This window comes from Cuniculiplasma divulgatum, from assembly GCA_031200235.1.
Classification (GTDB): domain Archaea; phylum Thermoplasmatota; class Thermoplasmata; order Thermoplasmatales; family Thermoplasmataceae; genus UBA509.
Window position 1 is genome coordinate 1,084,544 of sequence record CP133595.1, and the last position, 23,269, is coordinate 1,107,812.

The following is a 23,269-nucleotide window of genomic DNA, read 5'->3' on the forward strand; positions in this document are numbered from 1 at the left end:
GGTTATTTTGCGCGAACACGTTTACCAACAAGTGATCAAAACCAGGTCTGCAAAAGACCTTTTTGACCTCTTCAAGATATTAGGCTATCCAGAAAGTGTTATTCTAGACCCATCCTCAAAAAGGAAAAAATCGGACTTAGATTTTAGAAAGGAGGATGAGGAAAGGATCAAGGAGATATATTCAATTTTGAGTTTTGACAAGAACTTACCTGTTTTCCTGCTGGAAACAACAACATTGCACCCATCTTTTGTGAGGTCGGTAGCAAGCACCTTCGATAAACAGTATTTGCAGTTTTTATTAATTTTCACAACAGATTACTCCGAAATCTCTTTTGTTTTCCCAGATAAAGAGAAGATAGAAGCGGGGAAACACAAACTGAAGCTGACGAAACTGACTCTTGATAAAGAGGATATAAAGAGCAAAAGGGATTATTACAGTGTTATCCAGACACTTGCAAACATGGAATATGAAGATAAAGCAAGTTGGAGAGAGGTGTGGAGAAAGTGGAAAAAGGCCTTTAGCGTTGAAAGAGTGACAAAGGAATTCTTTGAACGTTACAAAGAGATTTTTTTCAAATTAAGAGATGAATTGCATAAGCAGAGAATTCCCAGCAAGGAATCCCATGAATTTACCCTTCAATTTCTGAACAGGATAATGTTTATTTATTTCATCTCAAAGAAGAATTGGCTGGAAAAGCCGAAATTTGTTGATTGGCTATGGTCTTCTTACAAAGAACTTGGGAAATTTAACTCGAACGAATTCTACGAAGAATGGCTCAAGCAAGTATTTCTAAAGGCGTTTAACAATCGCGCAAACGAGATTAAAGGTCTGCCGGATGAGGTTGTAAAAGTAATCTCAAATGTACCTTACCTGAATGGAGGCTTATTCAGAGAAAACGATCTAGACAACCTAAAAGTTCAGATTAGTGACAGGATGTTCCAAAAAATCCTCGAATTCTTTGAATCCTATAATTTTACAATCAAGGAAGATATGCCTCTTGAGTCAGAGGTTGCAGTAGACCCGCAGATGATCGGTTACGTTTACGAGTCCTTAGCCAATGTTGCAGAAGAGATATATGACAGGAATGACCTTGGAATCTTCTATACTCCTAGAGTTGAAGTAGATTTCATGTGTAGAAGAAGTCTGGTTGAATACCTATCAAAGAACTTGTCTGAAATCCCAAAGGAGAAATTTTACCATTTAATCTTTGACCCACTTGAGGAAAAAGATAAGATTGAGAATTGGTTCGAAAAAGAGAATTTATGGAGGAAATTAGAGGATGCCCTGAACAACTTATCCGTGGTTGATCCTGCTTGCGGATCAGGGGCATTCCTCGTAGGAATGCTGAATGTTGTTTCTGAGATTTATAGGATGGTTTATAAACGCATAGGGAGCAGTCTAACAGACTTTGCCCTGAAGAACAGAGTCATACAATACTCTCTCTATGGTGTAGATGTGATGCCATGGGCAATACACGCAGCTGAACTAAGGTTGTGGCTTCAACTCATCGTGGAGACAGAGTTCAAGAAAGAGGAATTAAGACAACATCCTCTTTTGCCTAACCTGAATCTCAATTTGAGAGTCGGAGATTCCCTTGTTCAGGAAATTGGTGGAATAAGCTTCAATTTAAGAACTAATAACTTGAAGAATCACCTGAAGAGGAAGTTGGAAGACTTAAAACAAGAAAAAAGGAAGTACTTTGAAAACTCACCAACTGCCAAATTTAAGTCGCCTGAAGAGGTTAAAGAAGAGGAGATTCGACTATTTGAGGAAATAATAGATGAAAGAGTTGAAAGCCTTACAACTGATATACAAGTCTTTGAGCATAACATAAAGATGGCAAGGTCTCAAAAAACTCTTGCCGGAGAGCAAGTAATAGATGAGAAAAAAGTAAATGAGAACCAACTAAGGATTGACTCAAATAAGGAGGAAATTGAGAAGCTAAGAAATGTCAAAAGCCATCTGAATGATCCTGAGAAGAAACCTTTCGTCTGGGACATTGATTTTGCTGAAATTTTTGGTGATAAAGGAGGCTTTGATATTGTCATTGGTAATCCGCCATACGTTAGACACGAAGTTATTTCTCCACCTAACAGACTTAAATCCGATGTTGGAGAGGACGACCGGAAAGAGTATAAGGAAAAATTGGTCCAGTCAGTCAGAGCCAGATTTCCCGTAGTCAATAGTTTAGATCTTAAAAATGACTACTATATTTATTTCTATTTTCATGGTTTGAGCCTTTTAAATGAGAAAGGAACCTTTTCCTTCATAACTTCTAATTCTTGGCTTGATGTTGGATACGGTTGGAAGTTACAAGAGTTTCTCTGTAAGTATGTCCCAATACTTTCTATTTATGATAATCCCAAAAGAAGTTTTGCGCATGCTGATGTTAACACGATAATTGCATTATTCGGAGCTGCCGAAGTGAAACAAAGAAGTCTAAGCGATTGGACGCCAGGAGCGAGCGCTGGTAACGAAAAAGTTTGGCCACAACTTAGAAGCGTAGCAAAGTTTGTGATGTTTAAGAAATCATTTGAAGAAGTTCTATCACCTTCTAACCTAATTGAATTAGATAACATAAAGGCAACAAAGAGAGGAGAAGAAATAACCCAGTTAGTAGGAAATGTAGTAGAAACCAACGACTACCGATGTTTCCCAATAGTCCAGGATGATTTACTTGAGGACGGGTGGGAATATCCTGAAAACTATAACAACAAAAGATTCAGGGAAGGTAATTATGGCGGCAATAACTGGGGTGGTAAATACCTAAGAGCACCGAATATTCTTTACTCTGTACTACAAAAGGGAAATTTTAGAGACTTGGAAACCATGGGCAAAATAGGAACGTATCTTAATACTGGCGGAGTCGACAAATTTTACTTTGTGAAGGTGAAGCAAAGAAACAAGGCTACCTCTCTTATCTTAAATACGGAGTTTAACGAAGAGTTTGAAGTGGAAAATAAATTCCTTCAACCAATCATTAAGTCTTCCCAAGAATTGTCAAGGATTTTAATAGAAGATAAAGATGTAAAATCCTATATAATTTCTATTCCCGATGATGAAAACATTTCAGGGATGAAGGTCAATGACTATATACAATTCGGAGTCAGAAAGAAATACAACAAAAGGTCTGGCCCCTCAAAAAGAAAACCGTGGTGGAGACTCCCAGATCAAGCGAGATTTTGCACAGAAATACTATTTCCAAGAAATTACAACGATAAACTTGAAGTCTTTTACAATCCAACTAGGTTTATTGCGAATCGATTTTATAGGCTTGAGACAAACAAGCACTCCTCACTTATCATTTATTTGAACTCTACTTTGAACTTTCTAATGCTTGAATTATTTGGAAGGAGAAATCTTGGTCTCGGTGCCTTAGACATAGAAAAACCGGAGTTGAGAAAACTTCCGATACTGGACAAAGATATAAAATTCAAAGACCACAATTTCTTTAGAAGAGAAGTTAAAACAATCTACGAAGAGCTTGGATTTAACAAATCGATACCAATACGTGAGCAAGAACCTAACCCCCTTCCTGATCGGGCAGAACTTGACAACATCATTTTCGATGAGTTGGGATTAACACAGCAAGAGAGAAAAGAGGTGTATTGGTCAATTTGTGAGCTGGTAAAGCAGAGAATCGATAAATCGAAGAGTTTGAGGGAATAAAATGCCAAAATCAATGCCTATTGAAGTAAACCCTGAAGTCCTGAAGTGGCTCAGAGAAAGTTCTGGCTGGAAGATAGATGAAGTTAGCAAGAGATTGGGAAGCACTTCTGAGGCTATATTAGACTTTGAGACGGGGGAAAAATCACCAACATTAACACAATTAAGGAGACTGTCTGAACTATACAAGAGACCTTCGGCTTCATTCTTCCTGTCTAAACCAAAGGAAGAAAAACCTCTGCCCAAAGATTACAGGTTCCTGCCAAACCGAGCAAACGTATTTGACAAAAAGACCATCCTTGCGATAAGAAGGTCCAGAAGCCTACAGAGTATAGGCAAAGAGCTATCCCTGAACATAAGATATGAAACAGTAACAAAGACCAAAAAGGCTGCTTTAACCGATAATCCAGAGCTCATTGCAGCTGAATATAGGAAGTTGTTCGCTCTTGACTTTGAAAAACAAAGAAAACTCAAAGATGCATACAAGTTGTTTGGTTACCTGAGAGATGCCCTTGAAGATTCAAACGTTCTGGTTTTCCAGTTCTCCATGCCTATCGAAGATGCAAGGGGCTTTGCATTGGCAGACGAGTTCCCATCCATTGTTGTAATTAATTCAAAAGACAGTATAGAGGCAAGATTGTTTACCCTAATGCATGAATTCGGGCACATTCTTCTTGGCGAAACAGTAATAGATATTCCTGACGAATCTCAGGCAAATAGGGATAGCATAGAAAGGTGGTGTAATGCATTTTCGGCCTCGTTCTTGCTGCCAAAGGAATCGATCAGCGAATTATTCAAAGAATATCGTGGTAGACTGACGGAAACAGAAACTCTAAACTCTTTGTCCAGAAAATATAAGGTCAGCAAGGCCGTGCTTCTGGTCAAGATGCTGGAACTGGATTATATTTCAAGACAGGAATTCGAGAATGTTCTGGCGAGGTATGTGCCAAAGGAAACCAAGAAGATTGAAGTTAAAAAGAAAGGTATAAGCCTGACATCAGATCAGAGATGCCTCTCGGAGATGGGCAACAAGTTCGTATCTTTAGTAGCTAACAATTTCGACAAGGATTTCATAACATACAGTGATGCCCTGAATTATTTGTCAATCAAATCAAAGAACTTCGACAGGGTTCTGGCGAAAGCGAGAAAATGACCTCAAATAACTATATCATGGATTCGTCTTCGCTGATTGAACTGAACAGGCACAATCCAATTGATGTATTTCCCAGTGTGTGGAAGAATATGGAGTCATTGATCAGTAAAGGCCTCTTGATAGCCCCTACTGAGGTACTTTACGAAATAACGGAAAGAGATGATCAGCTGGCAAAATGGGCCAAAGAACAAACCAGCTTTTTTCGTACACCCACACAGAAACAGATAGAAATTCTGAAGGGCATATTAAAAGCATATCCGTCAATGGTAAGGGAAGACAGGAAATATGATGCGGATCCATGGGTTATTGCTTTAGCCATAGAGATGACAACAGATTCCCAGCAAACACTGACTCCGATAAAGAGGATAGTAGTTACGGAAGAAAAACTGAGAGGGGAAAAAATCAGAATCCCTTACGTCTGCCAGAAATACAACATAGATTCAATCGACATTATAGAAATGTTCAGAATAGAAGGATGGAAATTCTAGGGGGATAATGTGACACTACAAAAAGAGATAATTGATAATAGCGAAGGAAACAAGTTGGTTAGCTTTCTCAACAGCACTTTGAAAGAGAACGCCAATACGAATCTCGATATAGCAACTGCATTCTTCAATATAGAGGCTTTTGCAATGATTAAGGACAACCTGAACGGGTTTACGAGATTCAGGCTTCTTCTCGGCAAGACTCCGGAAATCCAGAATGAAAAGACCCTTGGAGATGTTCTTTTGGAAGAGATCCGGAAAGAAGTTGAAGGGTTTGACTTAACCAGGGAATCAGATTCCACCGTGAGACTGTTCATCAAGTTCTTGGGAAGAGAAAACGTCGAAGTGCGGTTGTTCGAGAAATTCCTTCATGGAAAAGCGTACATCTTTGATGACAGGATCGTAATAGGGTCATCGAACTTCACCGCAGCGGGATTGACAAGATATGGTGAGCTGAACACGTGGCAGCAGCAGTCCCAGGCAGTCTACACAAGAAAGGAATGGTTTGAGAAATTCTGGTCAGAATCGGTGGATTTCAAGGATGAGTTGATCAGGCTCTTGGAGGATTCAAGGTTTGGAAGTAAAGAATACTCTCCTTATGAAATCTATATCAAATCACTGTACGAGCTCCAAAAGGATGACATCAAAGAAGAACAGAAAGGAGAAAAGGACAAGCCAAGAGGATTGCCGGAAACCAAGGTTAACCTTGCCCAATTCCAGGAGGATGCCATAGCCAGGATATGGACAAGAATGAAGAAATACGGTGGCTGTATAGTTGCGGATTCAGTGGGATTGGGAAAGACCTGGATTGCAAAAAAGATTCTTGAACAGATAGGATACTATGAGAGAAAGAATATTCTGGTCGTCTGCCCCGCTCAGTTGAGAGAAATGTGGCGATCCGAATTAAAAAAGATTGACACCAAGGAAAACATTCTTTCACAGGAAGACCTCGCTTCTGAATCTTATCTGGAAAAGGCGAAAAGAACACTTGGTGGAAGGATGGATAACGTTGAACTGATTGTTGTGGATGAAAGCCACAATTTCAGGAATCCATTGTCGAACAGATGGGAAAATTTCTTTTCTTTGGTTCACGACAACATTTCAGAAACAGGAAAGAAACCTTACATCCTGTTCCTAACCGCAACGCCCATAAACAACACCCCATGGGACCTGTACTGGCAGATCATGCTCCTTGTTTTGATGGATAGATCAGCATTTATCAAGGAAAACATACCTGATCTTTTTAAATTCTTCAAGGAAGCAAAAGGAACCCCTTCAATGCTGAATGATTTGCTGAATGAGATTTCCATAAGGAGAACAAGAGACTACATTATTGAGAATTACCCTGACGCATTCATCATCCGGGAGCTACCGAACGGAGAGGTAGAGGAACAAAAAGTAACATTTCCAAAGAGAATTCTGGAGAATGTCAACTACAAGCTTGACAGCGCCTACAAGGGAATGTATAAGGAGATTTCTGACACGATTACAGAGAAACTGAAGATGGCCTACTATAAGATTCTGGAATACAGGAAGGAACCCCTCAAAACCGAAGAGGAAAGACTCGCACTAGGTAGAATGGTTGCCATAGGCGGTATATTCAGGACCATACTTCTCAAAAGGTTAGAGAGCAGTGTTGATTCCTTCAGGAAGAGTATCTCAAACCATATAAGATTCCTGGAGAAATTGAAGGTCTATCTAAAATCGGGAAAGCTCTTAACGAAGAAGAGTTATTTGAAGTACCTCCTCAATGTTTACGATGAATTGGAAGATGGAGACCTTAGAGATGTTTTGGACGACTTCAGAATTGATGAATACAGAACTGATGATCTGTTTAAGGACATAGACATAGACATCTCACTGCTCAGTGGTATTTTGGAAAAAGTGAACAAGATCAGACCGGAAGACGATTCTAAACTCAACGTTCTCAAGGAGAAACTCCTGGATCTGTCAAAGGGCGGTCAAATCGTTCTATTCACATATTACGCGGACACACTGAACTACATCTACAGCGAGATAATGAAAGATGGGCGATTTTCGAAACTTAAGATAGAAGCAATATCAAGTTCCGGCATGACGAGTAAGAGTCCACAGGAAAGAGAGACTATTATTAAACGATTCTTCGAGAAAGGAGTCGATATCATACTCAGTACAGATGTATTGTCAGAAGGACAGAACCTGCAAACAGCTAAATTCCTTATCAATTATGACCTGCACTGGAATCCCACTAGGATGATTCAGAGAGCAGGGAGAATCGACAGGATTGGATCTCCATACAAAGAGATATACGTCTATAATTTCTTCCCGGAAGATGAGCTCGAAGAACTTCTCAAGCTCGTAGAAATACTGCAAAATAAGATAATAGGCATTGACGAAGCAGTGGGACTGGACCAGACCATACTTGGCGAGGAGATACATCCCAAGGTATTTGGAATTATCAGAAGAATCAAGGGCAAGGACGAGAAGGTATTTGCAGAATTAGAGAAGGATATATTTGGTGGAGGAGAGGTATTCTACCAACCCCTGAAAGATTTCCTCAAGAATAAGGGTGTTGAGGAACTCGAAAAAATACCGAATGGGGTATTCAGCGGATTGAAAAAAGACAAGCCATCAGGAATATTCTTCTACTACAAATTCGAAGACGATTTTCACTTTTGGTATCTATACGACCTGAAATCTGGCATAATGCTTACAAGAAAAACCGAGATTTTAGACTTTATAAAATGCAAACCAGACGAAATACGGGTAATTCCGGACTTTTTTGAACGGGTTTATGATGCCAACAAATTGGTTCTGGAGGATATAGAGAGAATGTATAAGGAAATCGAGTTGAGTCACACCCAGGATTCGCAATTGAAAGAACTTAACAGGTCAAAAAGCACTAAATTTATCAAGAAGATGATTGATGAAATTGAATTACAAATAACTGATTATCTGAATGAATACCCCAATGATACTTCTGCGGAGCAGGTGTGGGAACCTATCAAGACAAAACTCCTTTCCCTGCCGCCAACCAAGAAAAGACTCCAGGAACTTAGAAAAATATGGAGAGAGTATAAAAAGAACAACGATTGGAAAAGAATGATCACGGAACTCGGAGGTTTCTTAACCGAAAAGGGAATATTTAAGAAGGCGGTAGTGAACCCCTTTGACGTGTCAAAGCTGAAGTTGATTGCGATGGACTTCATTTCATAATTATGCAAACCCAGCGCAACATATCCGGTGTTGCATAGGATTTCTACGAACTACGAGGAATAGTGTAAGTATTCTTCTCACCAACATACGTGTTGAAATGATCGCCACATTCAGAGCACTTGTACCTTGAGACCTGGAAAACATTAAACGTCCATTCTTTGATTGGTTGATTTTTATTTTCATTTCCGCAAATTGGACACTTCATAGCCATGTTAGATACCATACTTACTTTAATTTTTCTTGATCCTTCATCCGGTGGCTGTTAGAGCTCCTTGAGAAACTCTCTCACATTCCTTACTGTACCCTTTTGTATGTCCTGCTCACTTCTTTCCAGCTGATCCATGACATACTCGTTTTCCAAGGTTTCAATAGTGGCCTCAAGGCTCTCCAGATCAGATTTCGGTATGCTCACGAGCCGTGACTGTTTTGTTGTGGACATATTATAACACACTATTCTTCCAGATTTTAATATCTTTTGGTAGGTTTCGGCTCAAATTCACCCCGACCTTCGGCCACCCCTCTTTGAACCTTCGCCTTTTGTATGTGCCCTTCGCTCTCCTGCACGCCGAGCACAGGACCCCATGCTTCGACTCCAATCAAAATTCACCCCGTCTTGCTTACGCAATCCACCCCTCTTTTGATTTTCGTCTCGCACTCTTCTTCGAAGAGCCCCCCCATTCGCCATGCTCATTCAGGGTGGTGTCCTGTGCTCGCCGCTCGTGGTGTATGTGTGGTGTTTCACACCACCCACCGCTAACGCTTACACCACTCGGTCTTGCTACGCAAGACTTCCGGCTCGCTTCGGGCACATTATTCTCTCCTGCGGAGTGCAATTACAAGGGGGAATAGGGGAGAGGAATTTTTGACCGCACAATGCCGCTTCGCTCAGTGCGGAATTACAGGAATATGAGGGGTTCTCGTGCCGTGCTGTTTTTCTATTATTCAAGAATATCTGGTCAGTGGATTATGAAAATGAATTTGCTATTTTCGTACGTGTAGCTTGTATTTTACTGACTTTCTCGTTATGTATGGGGCAAAATTCAATTAAGTAAAAACTAAATCCTCTATTTTGTTACTATTTCGTTTAATTTCAAGGCTCTATATGAAATGGACATAAAGGTATGTCACAAAGGACTAACCACTCACAAAATAGGAATATATATACATGATGATTTTATTATTAGTCTTATGACAAAGAAAATTAAGAGTGTAAAGGTGCTTCATTTTGATGAAAGCACGGAAAAGGAAGCGAGAATCCAGCAAGCCTCTATCCTTATAGAGATTGAGGGAGAGAAACCAAAACTAATTCAAGGAATGCAACTATTGAAAGGAGATGTAAACGGTAATCACACTATCAACTATACTATATTCGATGGGAAAAATATTGGGAAAGCAACGTACTCCATAAACACAAAGGAAAAGAATAAAAATGATTCAAAGCTAAAAATTGTAGGCATTAGTGAGGGAAAAGCTTGTTGCGGGAATAGTAAACCGATAGACATAACATTAGTGGTATCAAATAAAACATACTCAAGCAATGATCCATCTATTCAATGCGACATTTGTCAGGCATTAGTTAAGGAAATATGCGAGGAATTGGCAGACGGCATACCTTCGGATGAGATATGTGCGGACGTGTGCGTTGCGGGAGCAGGAGATATTTGCTTATTATTTGTTGAAACCTTAATCGGTTACCTTATCTGTCTATCAATTTGCGCCTCTCTCTGCGCACTGGCAATAGAGGAAATAACAGATTACGGTTGTAGCGTGGGAGCTGAGTACATATGCCAAAAGATAGGTGTATGCTAGATAGTTTACATTAACGTGGGATGATTATAGTGGTAAAATATCATAAACCAGTTAGTTATTTGAGTCTTATCGCAGGTTTCCTCTTCATAGCGTTTTTATTAATCGGAGCAATTGCGATAATAGTCATACATTCACATGTTCTGGCCTTTATTGATCTGGGTTTGTTACCGGTAATCGTAATTGTGGGAACAGTAGGATATATAAAAAGCCTAAAAAGCGGTTCGAGACAAGAGAGAATGAGTGAACTCTTTGAAAATTCAAAGAGGAAGTGAAAAATGGTTTCAAAACACATTCACAGGTATATCATAGGTGGGACGGCCATATTTTTCATAGTTTATGTGCTTGTAGCAAATGCCTATCTTACTTTCAGGGACTTTGCATTCTATGCAGCGGTGCCTTCATTAGTGATAATGATTGCTCTTGCCTTTGTTTACCGCTATCTTGAAAACAGTATCAAATTTGAGCGGAGAACAGGAACTCAATAACCTGAAAGAAAAGTATGAGGGGTTGGGGAAATAGGTGGTATTATAGTCTTTATCATAACATTGTACCCTTATTAGTTAACAAACATCTCCACCCATCTTTTACAGAAGGATTTGCTTTTTGAGAATTCAATGAAGCTTGCTTTAACAGTATCAACCATCATTTCCTGGTCTTTCACAAATGTATGTGACACTACTTTCTTGATGAATTTCCATATGATTTCTATTGGATTCAGTTGTGGTGAATACGGTGGAAGAAATACCAGTTCAATGTCCAGTATCTCTGCGGTTATTGCAACATTCTCTGTTCTGTGGGCAGAGAAGTTATCCAGTATGAGAATGATATGATTGAACGGATTACTGTATCTTATCTCATTCAGGAAATCCATGACACTTTCCTGTTTTGAATTGACATACATGTTCACTGTACCTTTACACCGTTAGGCATATTTTATAATCTATATAGCAAACCACGGTGTCGGTTATCGCTTTTCTGTATGAGTAAAATAGGTGTAGGAATCAATGAATTCAAAACCGGCCATTTTCCGTCAGTTCTGTGATTTGGTTAATAAAGTCCATCTAACGCTCTGTGGCCGCAATAGTCAATGACTATAATCAAAAATGAAATCAGGAATAGCAGAAATAGACTATAACTATTGGAATGAAGTGCAGCGGTCTCAAGTTTTCTCATGAAATGAACGGGAGGATAGGAAAGGAATCAATAAGCAGATGGGGGAGCTTCTGGATGGTCAGTAATTCCTATTAAACTAAAAGACACTGCCCCCAAAATGTTACACTTGTAACAAGTAATACCTGTAATAACCTTTGAAATGTGACTAATGTGCTACAGAGCAGACTGTGCTATTTTAGTAAGTATCCCCTCAAAACGTTAGTCGTGTAGATGGCAAGCGCAGTCTCTCCTGTATTCTGATCATATTTCAGCATCCCTCTGAATCGATTACGAGAGATCTGTTTCCAGCCACCCCACTAAAATTCCGGACTGGGGCATTTCGTCCATCCGGCTTCAAGCATGGCGCCCTATCGGTCAAATACATCCCTCCCTCCCGGTTTGATGTATTCTTCGTCTTTAGTCTAACGGCTCCGGAACTATACTTTTCCAGTGACTCAGACCGGAAAGGTATCGGCCTCATAGCCTATTTAAGGGCAATAACCTGTCCATCCGCTATCCCGAAAACCACCATGTCCACAGGTCCTTTCCTCTTCCCCTTGTTATCAGGGATGTCATGGGTACTACGACCTGATCCGCCAGGCCTTGAGCGATCAATGAAGTTGGCACTACGCATTCCCTCATTGACCTTCTATGCTCAGGGTCCTTCCCTGCTTTGTATATCAATCCCTGTGAACGTGCTATCTCCCTTACGCCGGAGTGCTCTTCGGGGCATATACCCGTCTTGCCCAAAGATGTTGGTTTCGCCCATTTGATAGAGGCTCACCGCACTCAATATTCCACTCAAACCGTATTCGAGTGGCGGTCGTTGCGGCGCTGCAGAGTTCACTTAATGCTATGGCCCGTCCACTTGCTAGCCCCCCTGTACGGCCACCTCTTTCGAGGCCGGAGACATTATCCTCGAAGCTTTCACACCAGTGATTACTCAACTGGCGTGTTCGATTTGCTACCATGCTATCAGGTTCTTTCATGGGTTGGTTCCTCCAACTGGATTGATACTTTTACAGGCTGCACATCAAATCCCGACGCATCTTCTATATATTAAAAAATGCTTTGAACTACAGGGTTTACTAATAAATGTGAATATATTTATATAATATGTTTTGCTTCTTTTATTATGGGTAGCAGAAAGCAGGAACTCACAATGTCAGAAGTAGTACGAGTGACAAAGGATAAAGATGAAATAAAAACTGAGGTTATTACTTACAAGAAACCTAGAAAGATCTCCCCAAAAATTCAAACGCCTCAAACGTTTGCTAATAGCGGTGTGAAAAACATTTCTCTAATTTTTTCTGATAAAACTCAAAATTACACCTTATCATTTCGAGAGATGGATTATGAACTTTCAGAGAAAAAAATATCTCAGTCTGGAAAAGCTTATTCATTATACTTTGAGATTGCCGATGATGAGGCCATAATATACTTAGAAGGGAATATAGTTCCACTTGAAAACAACAAAGGTGCATTATTTCTATCTATCAACGTTTCACCAAAGGACCCAACCCATGTTGACTTTTTCGCTTTACCTATAAGCATAAATTATAAAGGAGACTTTTTATCGGTTGCAAAAGACTTAAGTTTTGTTATAAACAAATTAGATAATGGTGCCTCAGAAAAGAGAAAGTGGATTTACAGTAAAATGGAGTCTCTTCTGAGCGCATTTCCTGAAGCATATGAAAGCAACCGAAATAAATTGAAGACAATTGATGTGATGGAACTATCTTACAAGGTGACCTTAATGGATTTTAATTTTACATGTTGCCTGGAGAATGCATTGAGTCTCACGGATTGCGTTCTTAGTGTTCCTGACATTGAGGAGATATGCGCAGAGTGTCTAGTTTTACCCGATTGTCTTGCAGCTTGCTTTGATTTTTTAACGTTACCTGCTTGCCTTATATGCTTTAGTCTTGATGTTCTTGCATGTGCCTATTGTATTTATAAAGCAGGAGAGTGCACTGAGGATGCGTATAATGTAATTCAATGTTGCACTGGGGCTTAATAAGATTGAGAAAAGGGAAGTAAATATGAGATATGAGAACACCTATAAGTCCCTTCTTTTTTATATTGTTGGTTTAGCTCTTCTATATGTGTCAATATTTCTATCTAACAACCTAAAGTTTAATGGAAATTTCATATCGGCATTGCCAATAGTTTTGCCATTGGTTTTTTCCATAGCCTCTATTGGTGTGGCAGTTATTTTTATAATGGAAAAAGATTCCCCTTGGTTTTTCAGAACCGGCATGATGAGTTTAGTTAGTGGAATCACTTTATTTTCGTTCGGTATTCTAGCATTTTACTTGGGAGTAAAATCCTTAGTATGGGCAGGTTCATTTGTAATTGGTATAATGTTAATTTTCGCTGCTATGGTTAGATTATTCATTCAAGGTGGTTTGAGTGCATACAGAAAAAGCAGGAATTAGGGCATCATTCCTATCAACATTTGGAATTATATTTCTAACTTTAGGTGTTGTGGGGTTATTAGATTCATTTAATGTTCAAATATTGTATTCATTTGGTACTTTGATTTCCATAGTTTCCATTATCGCTGGAGTATATTTTATTCTGAGTGCTCACATAAGTAGGAAGAATAGAGTTAAAAGGAGTGCCAGACAATCATGAATCGTTATGTATACCACTTAATTCTTGTAGTAATTGTGTCCCTTGTTGTTCTGGCAATCAACATTATGGCATTCATTTCAAAGAACGTTTCCGATTATCTCTACATTTTTGATCTAACATATGCCGTAGGAAACAGTGCCCATTTTGTTGCGTTATCTGTTTCTGATAAAGGTGTTTCAGTTAAGAATGAATCATACAAATAATTAGTATTCCATTAAAACATTAATCAAATCCCGACCGGTCCATTTTTCGCGCATCTATGTTTTTATTCTATTTTGTGGACAGAAATTAATTGCCTCACCATTTCTTCAGTGCAGGATAAGTTCTAATAGCATGCATTTATGGGAAATAATCTCGCAATGTATCATGCAACAATATCCTCATCAATTCCAGTGCTGGCATATGTCGGCATATCGCTGATGGCAGCAGGAGCTGCAGGGTTCATTATTTTCATAGCCCTATCCCTCAAGGACGGTCAAAGGAAGAAGCGTATATACAGGCTTCTCAGCCTGGTTTTCGCAATGATTCTCATTACCGGGCTCCCCATATACATAGTTCAGGGAATTAGCGGCAGTAAGGCGGAAATAAGTATTGGCTCCGGGTTTGTGCATGTCAGTGGCCCTTACATAGGCAACCGGAATTTCACCACTTCAGAGGTAAGTTATGCCTTCGTGGAAAACATAGACACCGGGAATATCACAATAACCATAAGGGACGCAGGCACATCGCTGGGAAACCTGAATGAGGGATTGTTTACCCTTAGCAACGATAAGACCGCATATGTCGCAACGGACAATGCCACATCCCTAGTAGTGGCGCTGGATAGTGGAAAATTTCTGATCCTTGGCTCACAGGATTCACTGTCGATGGCTGAATATTTCAGTTCACATGTCCACAGCATCTCCGGTTTGTGATCAGTGTAAGTTGCAAGCCTTGCCGGAAATAATTTTAATCGCCGCCATCATTCCCTGTCATGGGTTCCCTGCACTTCACAATGATATCGTCAGGCAGCCGGGGCAACTCCACCCTCATATGGGACCAGGAAGACATAATAATTATCGACTTCGGGATAACACTCCGCAAGCTTAAAAACCGGCTGGAAGAGATTAATCTGGATCTGGGAAGCGCCAGCCTCTTCATAAGCCACGAACATACTGATCACAGTAAGGGCATACCATATCTTACAAGGAATCATTCGATCGATATATACTCCAAGGAAGCGACCCTTTCTGCCCTTGGCCTTCGTGACGGCTACGGAATAAAGGAAAAAACTGCAATCGGCAACTTCAGCATAACTTCAGTACCCGTGTCCCACGATGCGGCCGACCCGGTTGGGTACGTGCTGAAGTGGGGCAGGCGGAAGATTACCGTTGTCTCAGATCTGGGCGTGGTGCCGCCTCGTCTTATAGAGGAAGCCAGAGGCTCTGATATTTTAGCATTTGAGGCAAACCACGATGTGGAAATGCTGAAAAATGGACGCTATCCTCTGCAGCTTCAGAAAAGGATCCTGGGCAGGCAGGGGCATCTTTCCAATGATCAGTCTGCTGAAGCCATATCGCAGATTGCATCCAGCTGGACTCGCATAGTGCTCACGCACCTGAGCCAGGAGAACAACACCCCTGAGAAGGCAGCAACCACTGTCAGGTCATACCTGGACAACAGGGATATTGCCTACGCATCCCTGGAATGTGCAACACAGGAACTGGGGACGCCAGTCTACACCCTTGAGACGGATTGAATTTATATACCTCTGGAGATAACATGGCATGACCAACATAGGGTTCATGGGCCTCGGAAAGATGGGAATTCCCATACTGAGCCGTATCCGCCGCAGATTTGGCGTTCACGCAGTATATGATCGGAATCCTTCCAAGGGGGCTCTATTTTCACCGGCAAAAATTAACAGTGAACCGTTTCAAATGGGTTCAACCTGTGACATCATTTTTGCATCCCTCTCAGGCGAAGAGGCCTGTGAGGAGGTTTTTTTCGGTAAAACTGGCCTGGATAAGACAATAGCCCCCGGTACCATAGTTGCCAACCTTGGAAACGTTTCGTACGGCTTCGCAATGTCAGCGTACCGAAGGTTTGCCGAGAAGGGAGCCATATACATGGACTGCCCTGTAATGGGCAGTGTGCAGGAGGCACTGGACGGGGCGCTCCTCACCATGGTTTCGGGCGATGCAGGCGCTTATGAAAGGCTGAAGGGGATTCTGGAGACATTCTCAAAACAGGTCATATACCTTGGCGTTGCGGGAAATGCAGTGAAAATGAGGATCATTGCAACCATGGCATCGGCTACCAGCCTGGCTGTTTCTGCAGAAGCCATTGTGGCAGCAGAGCATGCGGGCATACCAATAGCCAAATCCATTGACGTGCTGCTGGCCGGGAATGCAGGAGGATCAGCCCTTCAGGAGAAACGCAGGACAATGGAGGATGGAGACTTCGTTCCTGGATATCCTCTATCAAGCATGATCAGAGATCTCAGGAATGGACTGGAACTTTCGGCATCAATCAATGCCCCAATGCCTCTGGAAGCATCTGCTGTGCAGTATTATGTTGCTGCGTCATCAATAGGGCTCAGCAGCCTGGATTATTCGTCGGTTCTCAGGGCATTCCGCTTCCTCTCAGGGAAGAGCTGATCAATGAGTTCGCTGAATTTCCTGGAAATTATCCGATACGCAGTGATCGTAATAGCAATAGCCTCTCTTGCATACGGTTCCTACTCCGACCTCAGGACAAGAACGGTCAGTTCCTTTCTCTTTGTTCCACTGATGGTTGCTGGTATCGTTGTAAACTTACAGTTGGATTCCGCCATTTTTTTCCTGATAGCAGGTGCAATCATGATGTTCCTTTCATTCCTGAGGGCAGACACATGGGCGTATCTGCTCACCGGAATAGCCCTTTTCGCTGCATCGCTGGTGGCAATGGAAATCTCTGGCTTCTACTATGGCTATGAGATGCTCATCATGTCAGTGGTATATCTCATTGGATTCCAGGAGAGGCTCTTTGGATCTGGCGACATAAAGGCAATAGTTTCGGTTATGTACGCCTTCCCGCTGGCTTACAGCATAATTCAGGTGAGACCTGACATCGTATACGGAATAGTTCCGCCTGCCCTCATAATACTGGTTGGCATATCCATATTCTCGCTGGCATGGGCCGTATATGGAATAATCCTGACCGGAGGAGACAGGAAGTTCGGTACAGGGCTTTTCAGGATGAAGTATGATTCTGATCTGGTCAGGAGAAAGCCCAATGCTTTTTCAACTGGGGAAAAGAACGGCGTAAGGTACATGACCTACAGGGTCCCATTCATGATCCCGATATTCCTGGGTTTCCTTGCATATCTCGCGATTGTGGCCATTTTATAAATATACCAGAAGGAGGAGTCGACAAAAATTTTTAATCAAACACGGGTTCTGCACCAGATGCATTCCTATCTCATAGAGAACACGTCCCAGGTGCTGACAATGGCCGGTGCTGGATGGGACCCGCTGAAGGGCGACATGATGCGTCGGCTGCGAATCAGGGAAAACTCCTCTGTTCTTTTGGACGACGGAAAGATCATCGGGGTGTTTGACCATGAAAAGGGCCGCCAGCTTGGTGAAAAATACGGCGCGACATTCATAGATGCAAAGGGCCACGCCGTCATGCCAGGAATGATTGATTCCCATACACATGTGGTTTATGCAGGAACACGGGAGGACGAGTTCTACATGAAGGTCAGGGGTAAGAGCTACCTGGAGATACTCACGTCCGGCAACGGCATTTACAGGACTGTGGACCAGACAAGATCGGCCACAGAGGACCAGATATTCTCCCAGAGCCTTTCCAGGGTATACGATGCCATATGGTCAGGAACAACAACAATGGAGATCAAGACGGGCTACGGGCTTGATCTTGATTCCGAGTCAAAGATGCTGAATGTAATCAACAGGATTGCTGGGCTTGGCATCATCAATGTGGTTCCAACATTCCTGCCTCTGCATGCCATTCCCAAGGGAAGAAGGGAGGATTCATACTTGGAATATGTCACCGACAGGATGCTGCCGAAATTCGCTGGTAAAGTCAGATTTGCGGATGCATTCTGCGACCGGGGGGCGTTTTCGCCCGAAGTCACGGAGGCCTTCTTCAGGGCTGCTATACAGGCTGGGATGATCCCCAGGATGCATGCAGATGAACTTGCGGACATCGGTTGCCTCAGGATACTGGATGACCTGAAAATCGCAAGCGTGGATCACCTCCTCTACACTGATGGCGATGGCAGAGAGCGCATCAGAAAGAGCGGGTCCGTGGCAACCTTCCTGCCAATAACAGCATTCAACATAGCGGATGGAAAATACCCGGATATTGGAAAATTCATACAGGATAACATCCCTGTGGCAATCGCCACAGATTCTTCACCAGTATCTTACAACACAAGCCTCATATTCGCCATCTATCTTGCCGTGCGGTACTGCAATATCAGCATTGAGGAAGCCCTGAATGCAGTCACGGTGAATGCAGCGTATTCACTGGGGATACTGGAGAATACCGGGACAATAGAGCCGGGCAAGCGAGCCGATCTCATAATACTGAACACGGACGACTACAGGAAGATACCATATGAATACGGATCACGGCTTGTGGACACGGCCTTCATTGCGGGAGAGCCGGTCATGAGGAATGGCGTCATGCAGCTCTGAAATGTCCAGGTAGAGTATTCCACCAGCAATGTTTCCTTCACAATAATGCAGGGATACCAGTGCCAGGCTGACTGGAAGTACTTCTACTGAAATGATTCCGGCACGAATTCTGTATCTCTAAATGTCAATATACCGGAACTAAATCAGGTAGGGTGCAGGTCGATACGATTGAGGTCGTTAAGAGGCTCAGGGAACTGGGGGCCAGGAAGATACTGCTTCAGCTACCCGATGGGCTGAAGCCGGATGTATTCAGGTATTTCACGGAATTTTCAAGGGAATTCTCAGTCATTGTTAGTTCGGACCCTTTCTACGGGGCATGTGACATAGGAAACCAGGAGGTATACGGGAAGGTGGATGCGATAGTGCAGCTGGGCCATTCAGTAATACCCAACATCGTTTACCCACTACCTGTAATATTCGTGGAATACCGTTCTGAAGCCAGAGTGGAGATCGATCCCCATGTTTTCGACGTTCTTGCCATGTCCGGCTACAAAAGGATTGGCCTCCTGGCCTCCATACAGTACATGAATCACATGGAGATGGTGCGGCAGATTCTTGTCAGCAGCGGATACGAAGTGCAGGTCGGAAAGCAGGATTCAAGGATGGCGTATCCGGGCCAGGTTCTGGGTTGCAATTTCAGCGCTGCGCACTCAATATCCGCGTGGGCTGACTGCTATGTTGTGGTGAGCACAGGGAAGTTCCACGGCATCGGAGCACAGCTGGCCTCAGATAAGCCGGTGTATATACTTGACCTCAATCTTCGCCGCCTAGTTCCCATGAAAGATGAAACAGATAAGTTTCTCAGGCGCAGGTATGCAAGGATATCAAGGGCAATGGGTGCACACAAATTCTGCGTTGTAGTGGACACAAAGATAGGGCAGTACCGGATGAGGCTTGCCAGTAACATTGTGAAGCAGATCACTGGTATGGGGCATGAAGCCGTACTTGTAACGGCAAATGACGCAAGACCAAGCGATTATGAGAATATGAGGTGCGATGCAGTAATATTCACTGGATGCCCCAGGGTTCCAATCGACGAGGAGGAGCGCTTTCCCATGCCTGTACTGACCCCGCCGGAGTTTCAGTCTCTATTCGGACCGCATGCCGGAGGCAGATACGTGATGGACGAGATTGTTGCCGTTGACCGGTTATGAGACCATCTTCCCGGCAAGATAGGTTGGTCCGCTGTCAACTATTTCCACGTTTATCCTGGAATAGATGGGGTATTCGCCCTTTATGACAACTGGCCGATAGGCATCATCCCTTGCAACAACGGTACCGTTGCGGCCCTTCTCCGTGACCATGGCTTTCTCCACTCTTCCATGTAGCGAGGCAAGCCGCTCCTGTATTATCTCATGGTGAAGGTCTGTGAGTTCTCTGGCCCTTCTCTTCACCGTATTTGAAGATGGAACAGCGCTTCCGAAGTCCGGTGTGTATGGCCTCGGAGAGAACCTTGTGATATTGACGATCTCAGGCCGCACTTCCTGCAGCAGCTTCATTGTAAGTTCATGGGAATTCTCATCCTCATCATGGTATCCTGTTATTATGTCGGTTGAAAATGTGGAATCCGGAAAATTCCGGCGAAACGTATCGGAGATATGCCTGAACTCATGGGCATGATATTCCCTGTTCATGAGGTCAAGTATCCTGTCATCCCCGCTCTGCACCGGCACATGCAGAAACTTGAAAACCTTTTCCGAACCCATGCTGTTCATCAAATGATCCATTATGTCGGTGGTATTCCTGGGTTCCATCATGCCTATCCTGAGCCTGAAATCACCCTGAATCCCTGTAATCGCATCAACCAGTTCAGGAAGCCTTATTCCAAGGTCCCTGCCATATGCTGCCGTGTCAAGGGACGATATCCTCACCTCCATAATTCCCCGCTCAATCTGCATCATTGCCTGGCTCACAATCTTCTGGACAGGCCTGGATAAAAGCTTTCCCCTGGCCATGTGGGATATGCAGTAATTGCAACTTCCTGTGCACCCCTGGTTTATGGGTATGCCTTCAAACACTGACGGCTCCCTGATCACAACGTCATCAAGGTAACCCTGGTAAAAGCTGCGTATTTCCCGCGGCTTGATGACCTCTATGTTTTCGCTCTCAAGAGTCCCTCCGGAAACTGGCGGAAGGCAACCTGTCACCCTGACCTTCGAGTGCGCAGACAGCTCCTGTATCCTTTTCACCATCCTGTCCTCCGTATGCTTTATGACAACACATGTTCCAATGATGCTCAGATCCGCCTCATCAGGGCGGGAAACAAGCTCATTATTCTGCTCCAGCATACGGTTCACGTAAAGGCCCGCTTCAGCTCTGTTAAGGGTGCAACCATAGGATTCAAAGTAAATCTTCATTAGAGGACACTGGCGTTAGCTGATCCAGACCACCTATTTTGCATTTTTGCATAGAGTTCAGGGAGGAGAGTCAAGTCTTAAGTATTCAGTAAGGATGACGAATTATGGCAACTGATGACGTTAATGAACAATATCTCGAAGGATATAGTTGTGACGTGGCAATAAGATGGTCAAAGATTGACCCTTCACTGTTACCTGTAGACGAACTGGATAAGCAAATAATCTGTTTCCTCAGGTATGACGCCAGGATGTCCAATGCAGAGATAGCCAAGAAAGTTGGCACCAGCGAAGCTACCGTGAGGAGGAGAATCGCCAGGCTGCAGAACAAGAAGATCATTATCGGTTTTTCTGCACTTGTGGACCTGCAGGCAGTGGAAAACAGCATAAAAGCATACCTGAAGATCAGGGTTGAACCCCCGAGGCTGGAGGAGATCAGCCAGAAGCTTCAGGATAACATGAACATCCTGACTTTATATCGCAGGAGGGGCGAGAATGAGCTGCTTGCTGAAACGCTCTTCCTGAACATGGAGGCAATACAGGATTTCGAGGACACACTGTCAAGGATTCCGGGAGTCCAGGGATTCGAGACCATGATTATTTCAAAGGCCTACAGGAAGAATCCCTGGATAGGTATCTGATCAGTTTCCCGGAACACCATTCTTCATTATTTCGTCAAACTGGCTCTCGGTTACCTTCCCGGTCTTCAGGGCAAGTTCCTTAATGGACCTGCCAGTATCCAGGGATTCCTTGACGATCTTTGCCACGGTGTCATATCCAAGGTACGGGTTCAGCAGTGCTGCAGAGCCGAAACTCTTGCTTAGATGCTCCCTTGCCACGTCCCTGTTCACGTCCAGGCCGTCTATGAGTTTTGTCCTGAACATTTTCAACCCGTTTGATAGAATGTCCTCAGATCTGGTGAGCTCGTAGTCTATGTGGGGCATCATGACATTAAGCTCCAGCTGGCCGGCCTGCACAGATATATTCAGTGCCTGCTGTGCCCCTATGACGGAATGGCAGATCATGTTCATGGCCTCAGCAATTGAGGGATTGATTTTCCCGGGCATTATGGACGATCCCTGCTGCACCGCCGGTATCTTTATCTCGTGAATACCTGCACCGGGGCCTGAATATAGAAGCCTTATATCGTTTGCAATCTTTGTCACATCCAGTGCGGTGTTTGCAACGGCGTTCATCAACCTTGAAAAGTCCGTCATGAATTCCATTATTCCAGGGAGATTCAGGCTCTTCCTGAAGGGTATGCCCAGGAAATTCTTCAGCTCCGCCACAACGTTGTCCTGGTATCCAGGCGAAGTGTTTATGCCTGTGCCCACGGCTGTACCACCGATGTTGAGCTCCAGTATGTAGTCCATGGCTCCCTCCAGTTCCTTCCTGTCCTTGTCCAGCGTGTACGCCCAAGCAGATAGCTCAATCCCGAATGTCACGGGCGCTGCATCCTGAAGGTGCGTCCTGCCAGGCTTCACAGCGTCTTTGAACTGTTCTGATTTTTTGCGGAGCAGTTCCACAAGGCTCCTGATCTCTTCCGACAGCTTCTTTGCCTTAATGTATGAAACAACCCTTATGAGAGTTGGATACACATCATTGGTTGACTGGCTCATGTTCACATGGTCATTTGGGTGGATGTACGAGTAGTCCCCCTTCTTTTTTCCGGCAATTTCCAGTGCAAGGTTTGCAATAACCTCATTTGCGTTCATATTGTAGGAAGTTCCGGCACCTGCCTGGAAGAGATCAATGCGGAACTGGTCATGGAGTTTCCCTCCGTATATCTGGTCACAGGCCTTCACAATGGCCTCCATTCTGTCGGCGGAAAGCTTCCCCCCCTTGTTGTTTGCCACCGCTGCGCACCTCTTTATTGCCGTTATGGATCTGATATGATCAGAATCCGCGGTCAGGCCTGTGATCTGGAAGTTCTGTATGGCCCTGTATGTGTTTATGCCGAAATATTCAGAATCCTCTATTTTGACATCTCCAATTACATCCCTTTCTGTTCTTGCCATAGTACATTATCACTGGAAAAATAATAACTGTTTGCAGTTATCCCAACTTAAATTTTATGCTCATGATTGAATGCAATAAGAATTAATATAATCTTGAGATACAGAGAAGATTTG

Annotated in this window: 23 protein-coding genes; 17 read left to right on the forward strand and 6 right to left on the reverse strand. The window is 43.2% G+C overall.

Annotated features, from left to right (window positions below):
• The first annotated feature begins 31 nt into the window (after positions 1-31).
• Genes RE469_05825 through RE469_05840 form a run of 4 tightly spaced genes read left to right on the forward strand, consistent with a single transcriptional unit; the run spans position 32 to position 8,500 of the window.
• Complete coding sequence (locus RE469_05825) at positions 32-3,670, forward strand: Eco57I restriction-modification methylase domain-containing protein (GenBank protein WMT43720.1); 3,639 nt, start codon at positions 32-34, stop codon at positions 3,668-3,670.
• Position 3,671: 1 nt separating this feature from the next.
• Positions 3,672-4,820, forward strand: a complete 1,149-nt coding sequence (locus tag RE469_05830) for an XRE family transcriptional regulator (protein ID WMT43721.1) — start codon at positions 3,672-3,674, stop codon at positions 4,818-4,820.
• Positions 4,821-4,837: 17 nt separating this feature from the next.
• Complete coding sequence (locus tag RE469_05835; GenBank protein ID WMT43722.1) at positions 4,838-5,308, forward strand: DUF4411 family protein; 471 nt, start codon at positions 4,838-4,840, stop codon at positions 5,306-5,308.
• A 9-nt stretch (positions 5,309-5,317) separates the two neighbouring features.
• A complete protein-coding gene (locus tag RE469_05840; GenBank protein WMT43723.1) occupies positions 5,318-8,500 on the forward strand; it encodes a helicase-related protein in 3,183 nt (1,060 codons plus the stop codon).
• Positions 8,501-8,762: 262 nt separating this feature from the next.
• Here the strand turns inward: RE469_05840 and RE469_05845 are convergent, their stop codons facing one another.
• Positions 8,763-8,939 (reverse strand): hypothetical protein, encoded by a 177-nt coding sequence (locus RE469_05845; protein WMT43724.1) that lies wholly within the window; start codon positions 8,937-8,939, stop codon positions 8,763-8,765.
• A 749-nt stretch (positions 8,940-9,688) separates the two neighbouring features.
• Here RE469_05845 and RE469_05850 point away from each other — a divergent pair.
• From RE469_05850 to RE469_05860, 3 genes are read left to right on the forward strand one after another with little or no spacing between them, the layout of a single operon-like run.
• Positions 9,689-10,309, forward strand: a complete 621-nt coding sequence (locus RE469_05850; protein ID WMT43725.1) for a halocin C8-like domain-containing protein — start codon at positions 9,689-9,691, stop codon at positions 10,307-10,309.
• Positions 10,310-10,338: 29 nt separating this feature from the next.
• Complete coding sequence (locus RE469_05855) at positions 10,339-10,581, forward strand: hypothetical protein (GenBank protein WMT43726.1); 243 nt, start codon at positions 10,339-10,341, stop codon at positions 10,579-10,581.
• Between the two features lie 3 nt (positions 10,582-10,584).
• Positions 10,585-10,794, forward strand: coding sequence for a hypothetical protein (locus RE469_05860; protein ID WMT43727.1), 210 nt, complete (start codon positions 10,585-10,587; stop codon positions 10,792-10,794).
• Between the two features lie 71 nt (positions 10,795-10,865).
• Here the strand turns inward: RE469_05860 and RE469_05865 are convergent, their stop codons facing one another.
• The gene (locus tag RE469_05865; protein ID WMT45647.1) at positions 10,866-11,210 is read right to left on the reverse strand and encodes a transposase; all 345 of its coding nucleotides are present in this window, start codon (positions 11,208-11,210) and stop codon (positions 10,866-10,868) included.
• A gap of 764 nt (positions 11,211-11,974) precedes the next feature.
• On the reverse strand, positions 11,975-12,211 hold the full coding sequence (locus RE469_05870; protein ID WMT43728.1) for a hypothetical protein: 237 nt from the start codon (positions 12,209-12,211) through the stop codon (positions 11,975-11,977).
• A 385-nt stretch (positions 12,212-12,596) separates the two neighbouring features.
• Between RE469_05870 and RE469_05875 the strand changes: the two genes are divergently transcribed.
• Positions 12,597-13,478, forward strand: coding sequence for a hypothetical protein (locus RE469_05875; protein ID WMT43729.1), 882 nt, complete (start codon positions 12,597-12,599; stop codon positions 13,476-13,478).
• Between the two features lie 60 nt (positions 13,479-13,538).
• Here the strand turns inward: RE469_05875 and RE469_05880 are convergent, their stop codons facing one another.
• Complete coding sequence (locus tag RE469_05880) at positions 13,539-13,721, reverse strand: hypothetical protein (GenBank protein WMT43730.1); 183 nt, start codon at positions 13,719-13,721, stop codon at positions 13,539-13,541.
• Between the two features lie 152 nt (positions 13,722-13,873).
• On the opposite strand from RE469_05880, the gene RE469_05885 reads away from it, so the two are divergent.
• The 8 genes from RE469_05885 (at position 13,874) to dph2 (ending at position 19,937) form a co-directional block, all read left to right on the forward strand.
• Complete coding sequence (locus tag RE469_05885) at positions 13,874-14,098, forward strand: hypothetical protein (protein WMT43731.1); 225 nt, start codon at positions 13,874-13,876, stop codon at positions 14,096-14,098.
• Between the two features lie 35 nt (positions 14,099-14,133).
• Positions 14,134-14,301: a hypothetical protein gene (locus RE469_05890; GenBank protein WMT43732.1), complete on the forward strand. Its 168-nt coding sequence runs from the start codon at positions 14,134-14,136 to the stop codon at positions 14,299-14,301.
• A gap of 138 nt (positions 14,302-14,439) precedes the next feature.
• The gene (locus tag RE469_05895; protein ID WMT43733.1) at positions 14,440-15,012 is read left to right on the forward strand and encodes a hypothetical protein; all 573 of its coding nucleotides are present in this window, start codon (positions 14,440-14,442) and stop codon (positions 15,010-15,012) included.
• 59 nt (positions 15,013-15,071) lie between these two features.
• Entirely contained in the window at positions 15,072-15,836 is a 765-nt protein-coding gene (locus RE469_05900; protein ID WMT43734.1) for an MBL fold metallo-hydrolase, read from the forward strand.
• Between the two features lie 28 nt (positions 15,837-15,864).
• Positions 15,865-16,737 carry an NAD(P)-dependent oxidoreductase gene (locus tag RE469_05905; protein WMT43735.1) on the forward strand — a complete coding sequence of 291 codons (873 nt, stop codon included), beginning with the start codon at positions 15,865-15,867 and terminating at the stop codon, positions 16,735-16,737.
• Positions 16,738-16,740: 3 nt separating this feature from the next.
• Positions 16,741-17,469, forward strand: a complete 729-nt coding sequence (locus RE469_05910) for a hypothetical protein (protein ID WMT43736.1) — start codon at positions 16,741-16,743, stop codon at positions 17,467-17,469.
• A 57-nt stretch (positions 17,470-17,526) separates the two neighbouring features.
• A complete protein-coding gene (hutI, locus tag RE469_05915; protein ID WMT43737.1) occupies positions 17,527-18,783 on the forward strand; it encodes an imidazolonepropionase in 1,257 nt (418 codons plus the stop codon).
• 152 nt (positions 18,784-18,935) lie between these two features.
• Positions 18,936-19,937, forward strand: coding sequence for a diphthamide biosynthesis enzyme Dph2 (dph2, locus tag RE469_05920; GenBank protein WMT43738.1), 1,002 nt, complete (start codon positions 18,936-18,938; stop codon positions 19,935-19,937).
• On the opposite strand, the gene RE469_05925 is transcribed toward dph2, so the two are convergent.
• Positions 19,932-21,140, reverse strand: coding sequence for a tRNA (N(6)-L-threonylcarbamoyladenosine(37)-C(2))-methylthiotransferase (locus RE469_05925; protein ID WMT43739.1), 1,209 nt, complete (start codon positions 21,138-21,140; stop codon positions 19,932-19,934). The two genes, dph2 and RE469_05925, sit on opposite strands and share 6 nt — an antisense overlap.
• Positions 21,141-21,244: 104 nt before the next feature.
• Here RE469_05925 and RE469_05930 point away from each other — a divergent pair, with 104 nt between their 5' ends.
• Positions 21,245-21,778, forward strand: coding sequence for an Lrp/AsnC family transcriptional regulator (locus RE469_05930; GenBank protein WMT43740.1), 534 nt, complete (start codon positions 21,245-21,247; stop codon positions 21,776-21,778).
• Here RE469_05930 and RE469_05935 read toward each other — a convergent pair whose 3' ends face one another.
• A complete protein-coding gene (locus RE469_05935) occupies positions 21,779-23,155 on the reverse strand; it encodes an aspartate ammonia-lyase (GenBank protein ID WMT43741.1) in 1,377 nt (458 codons plus the stop codon). It lies immediately after the preceding gene.
• Positions 23,156-23,269: the final 114 nt, after the last annotated feature.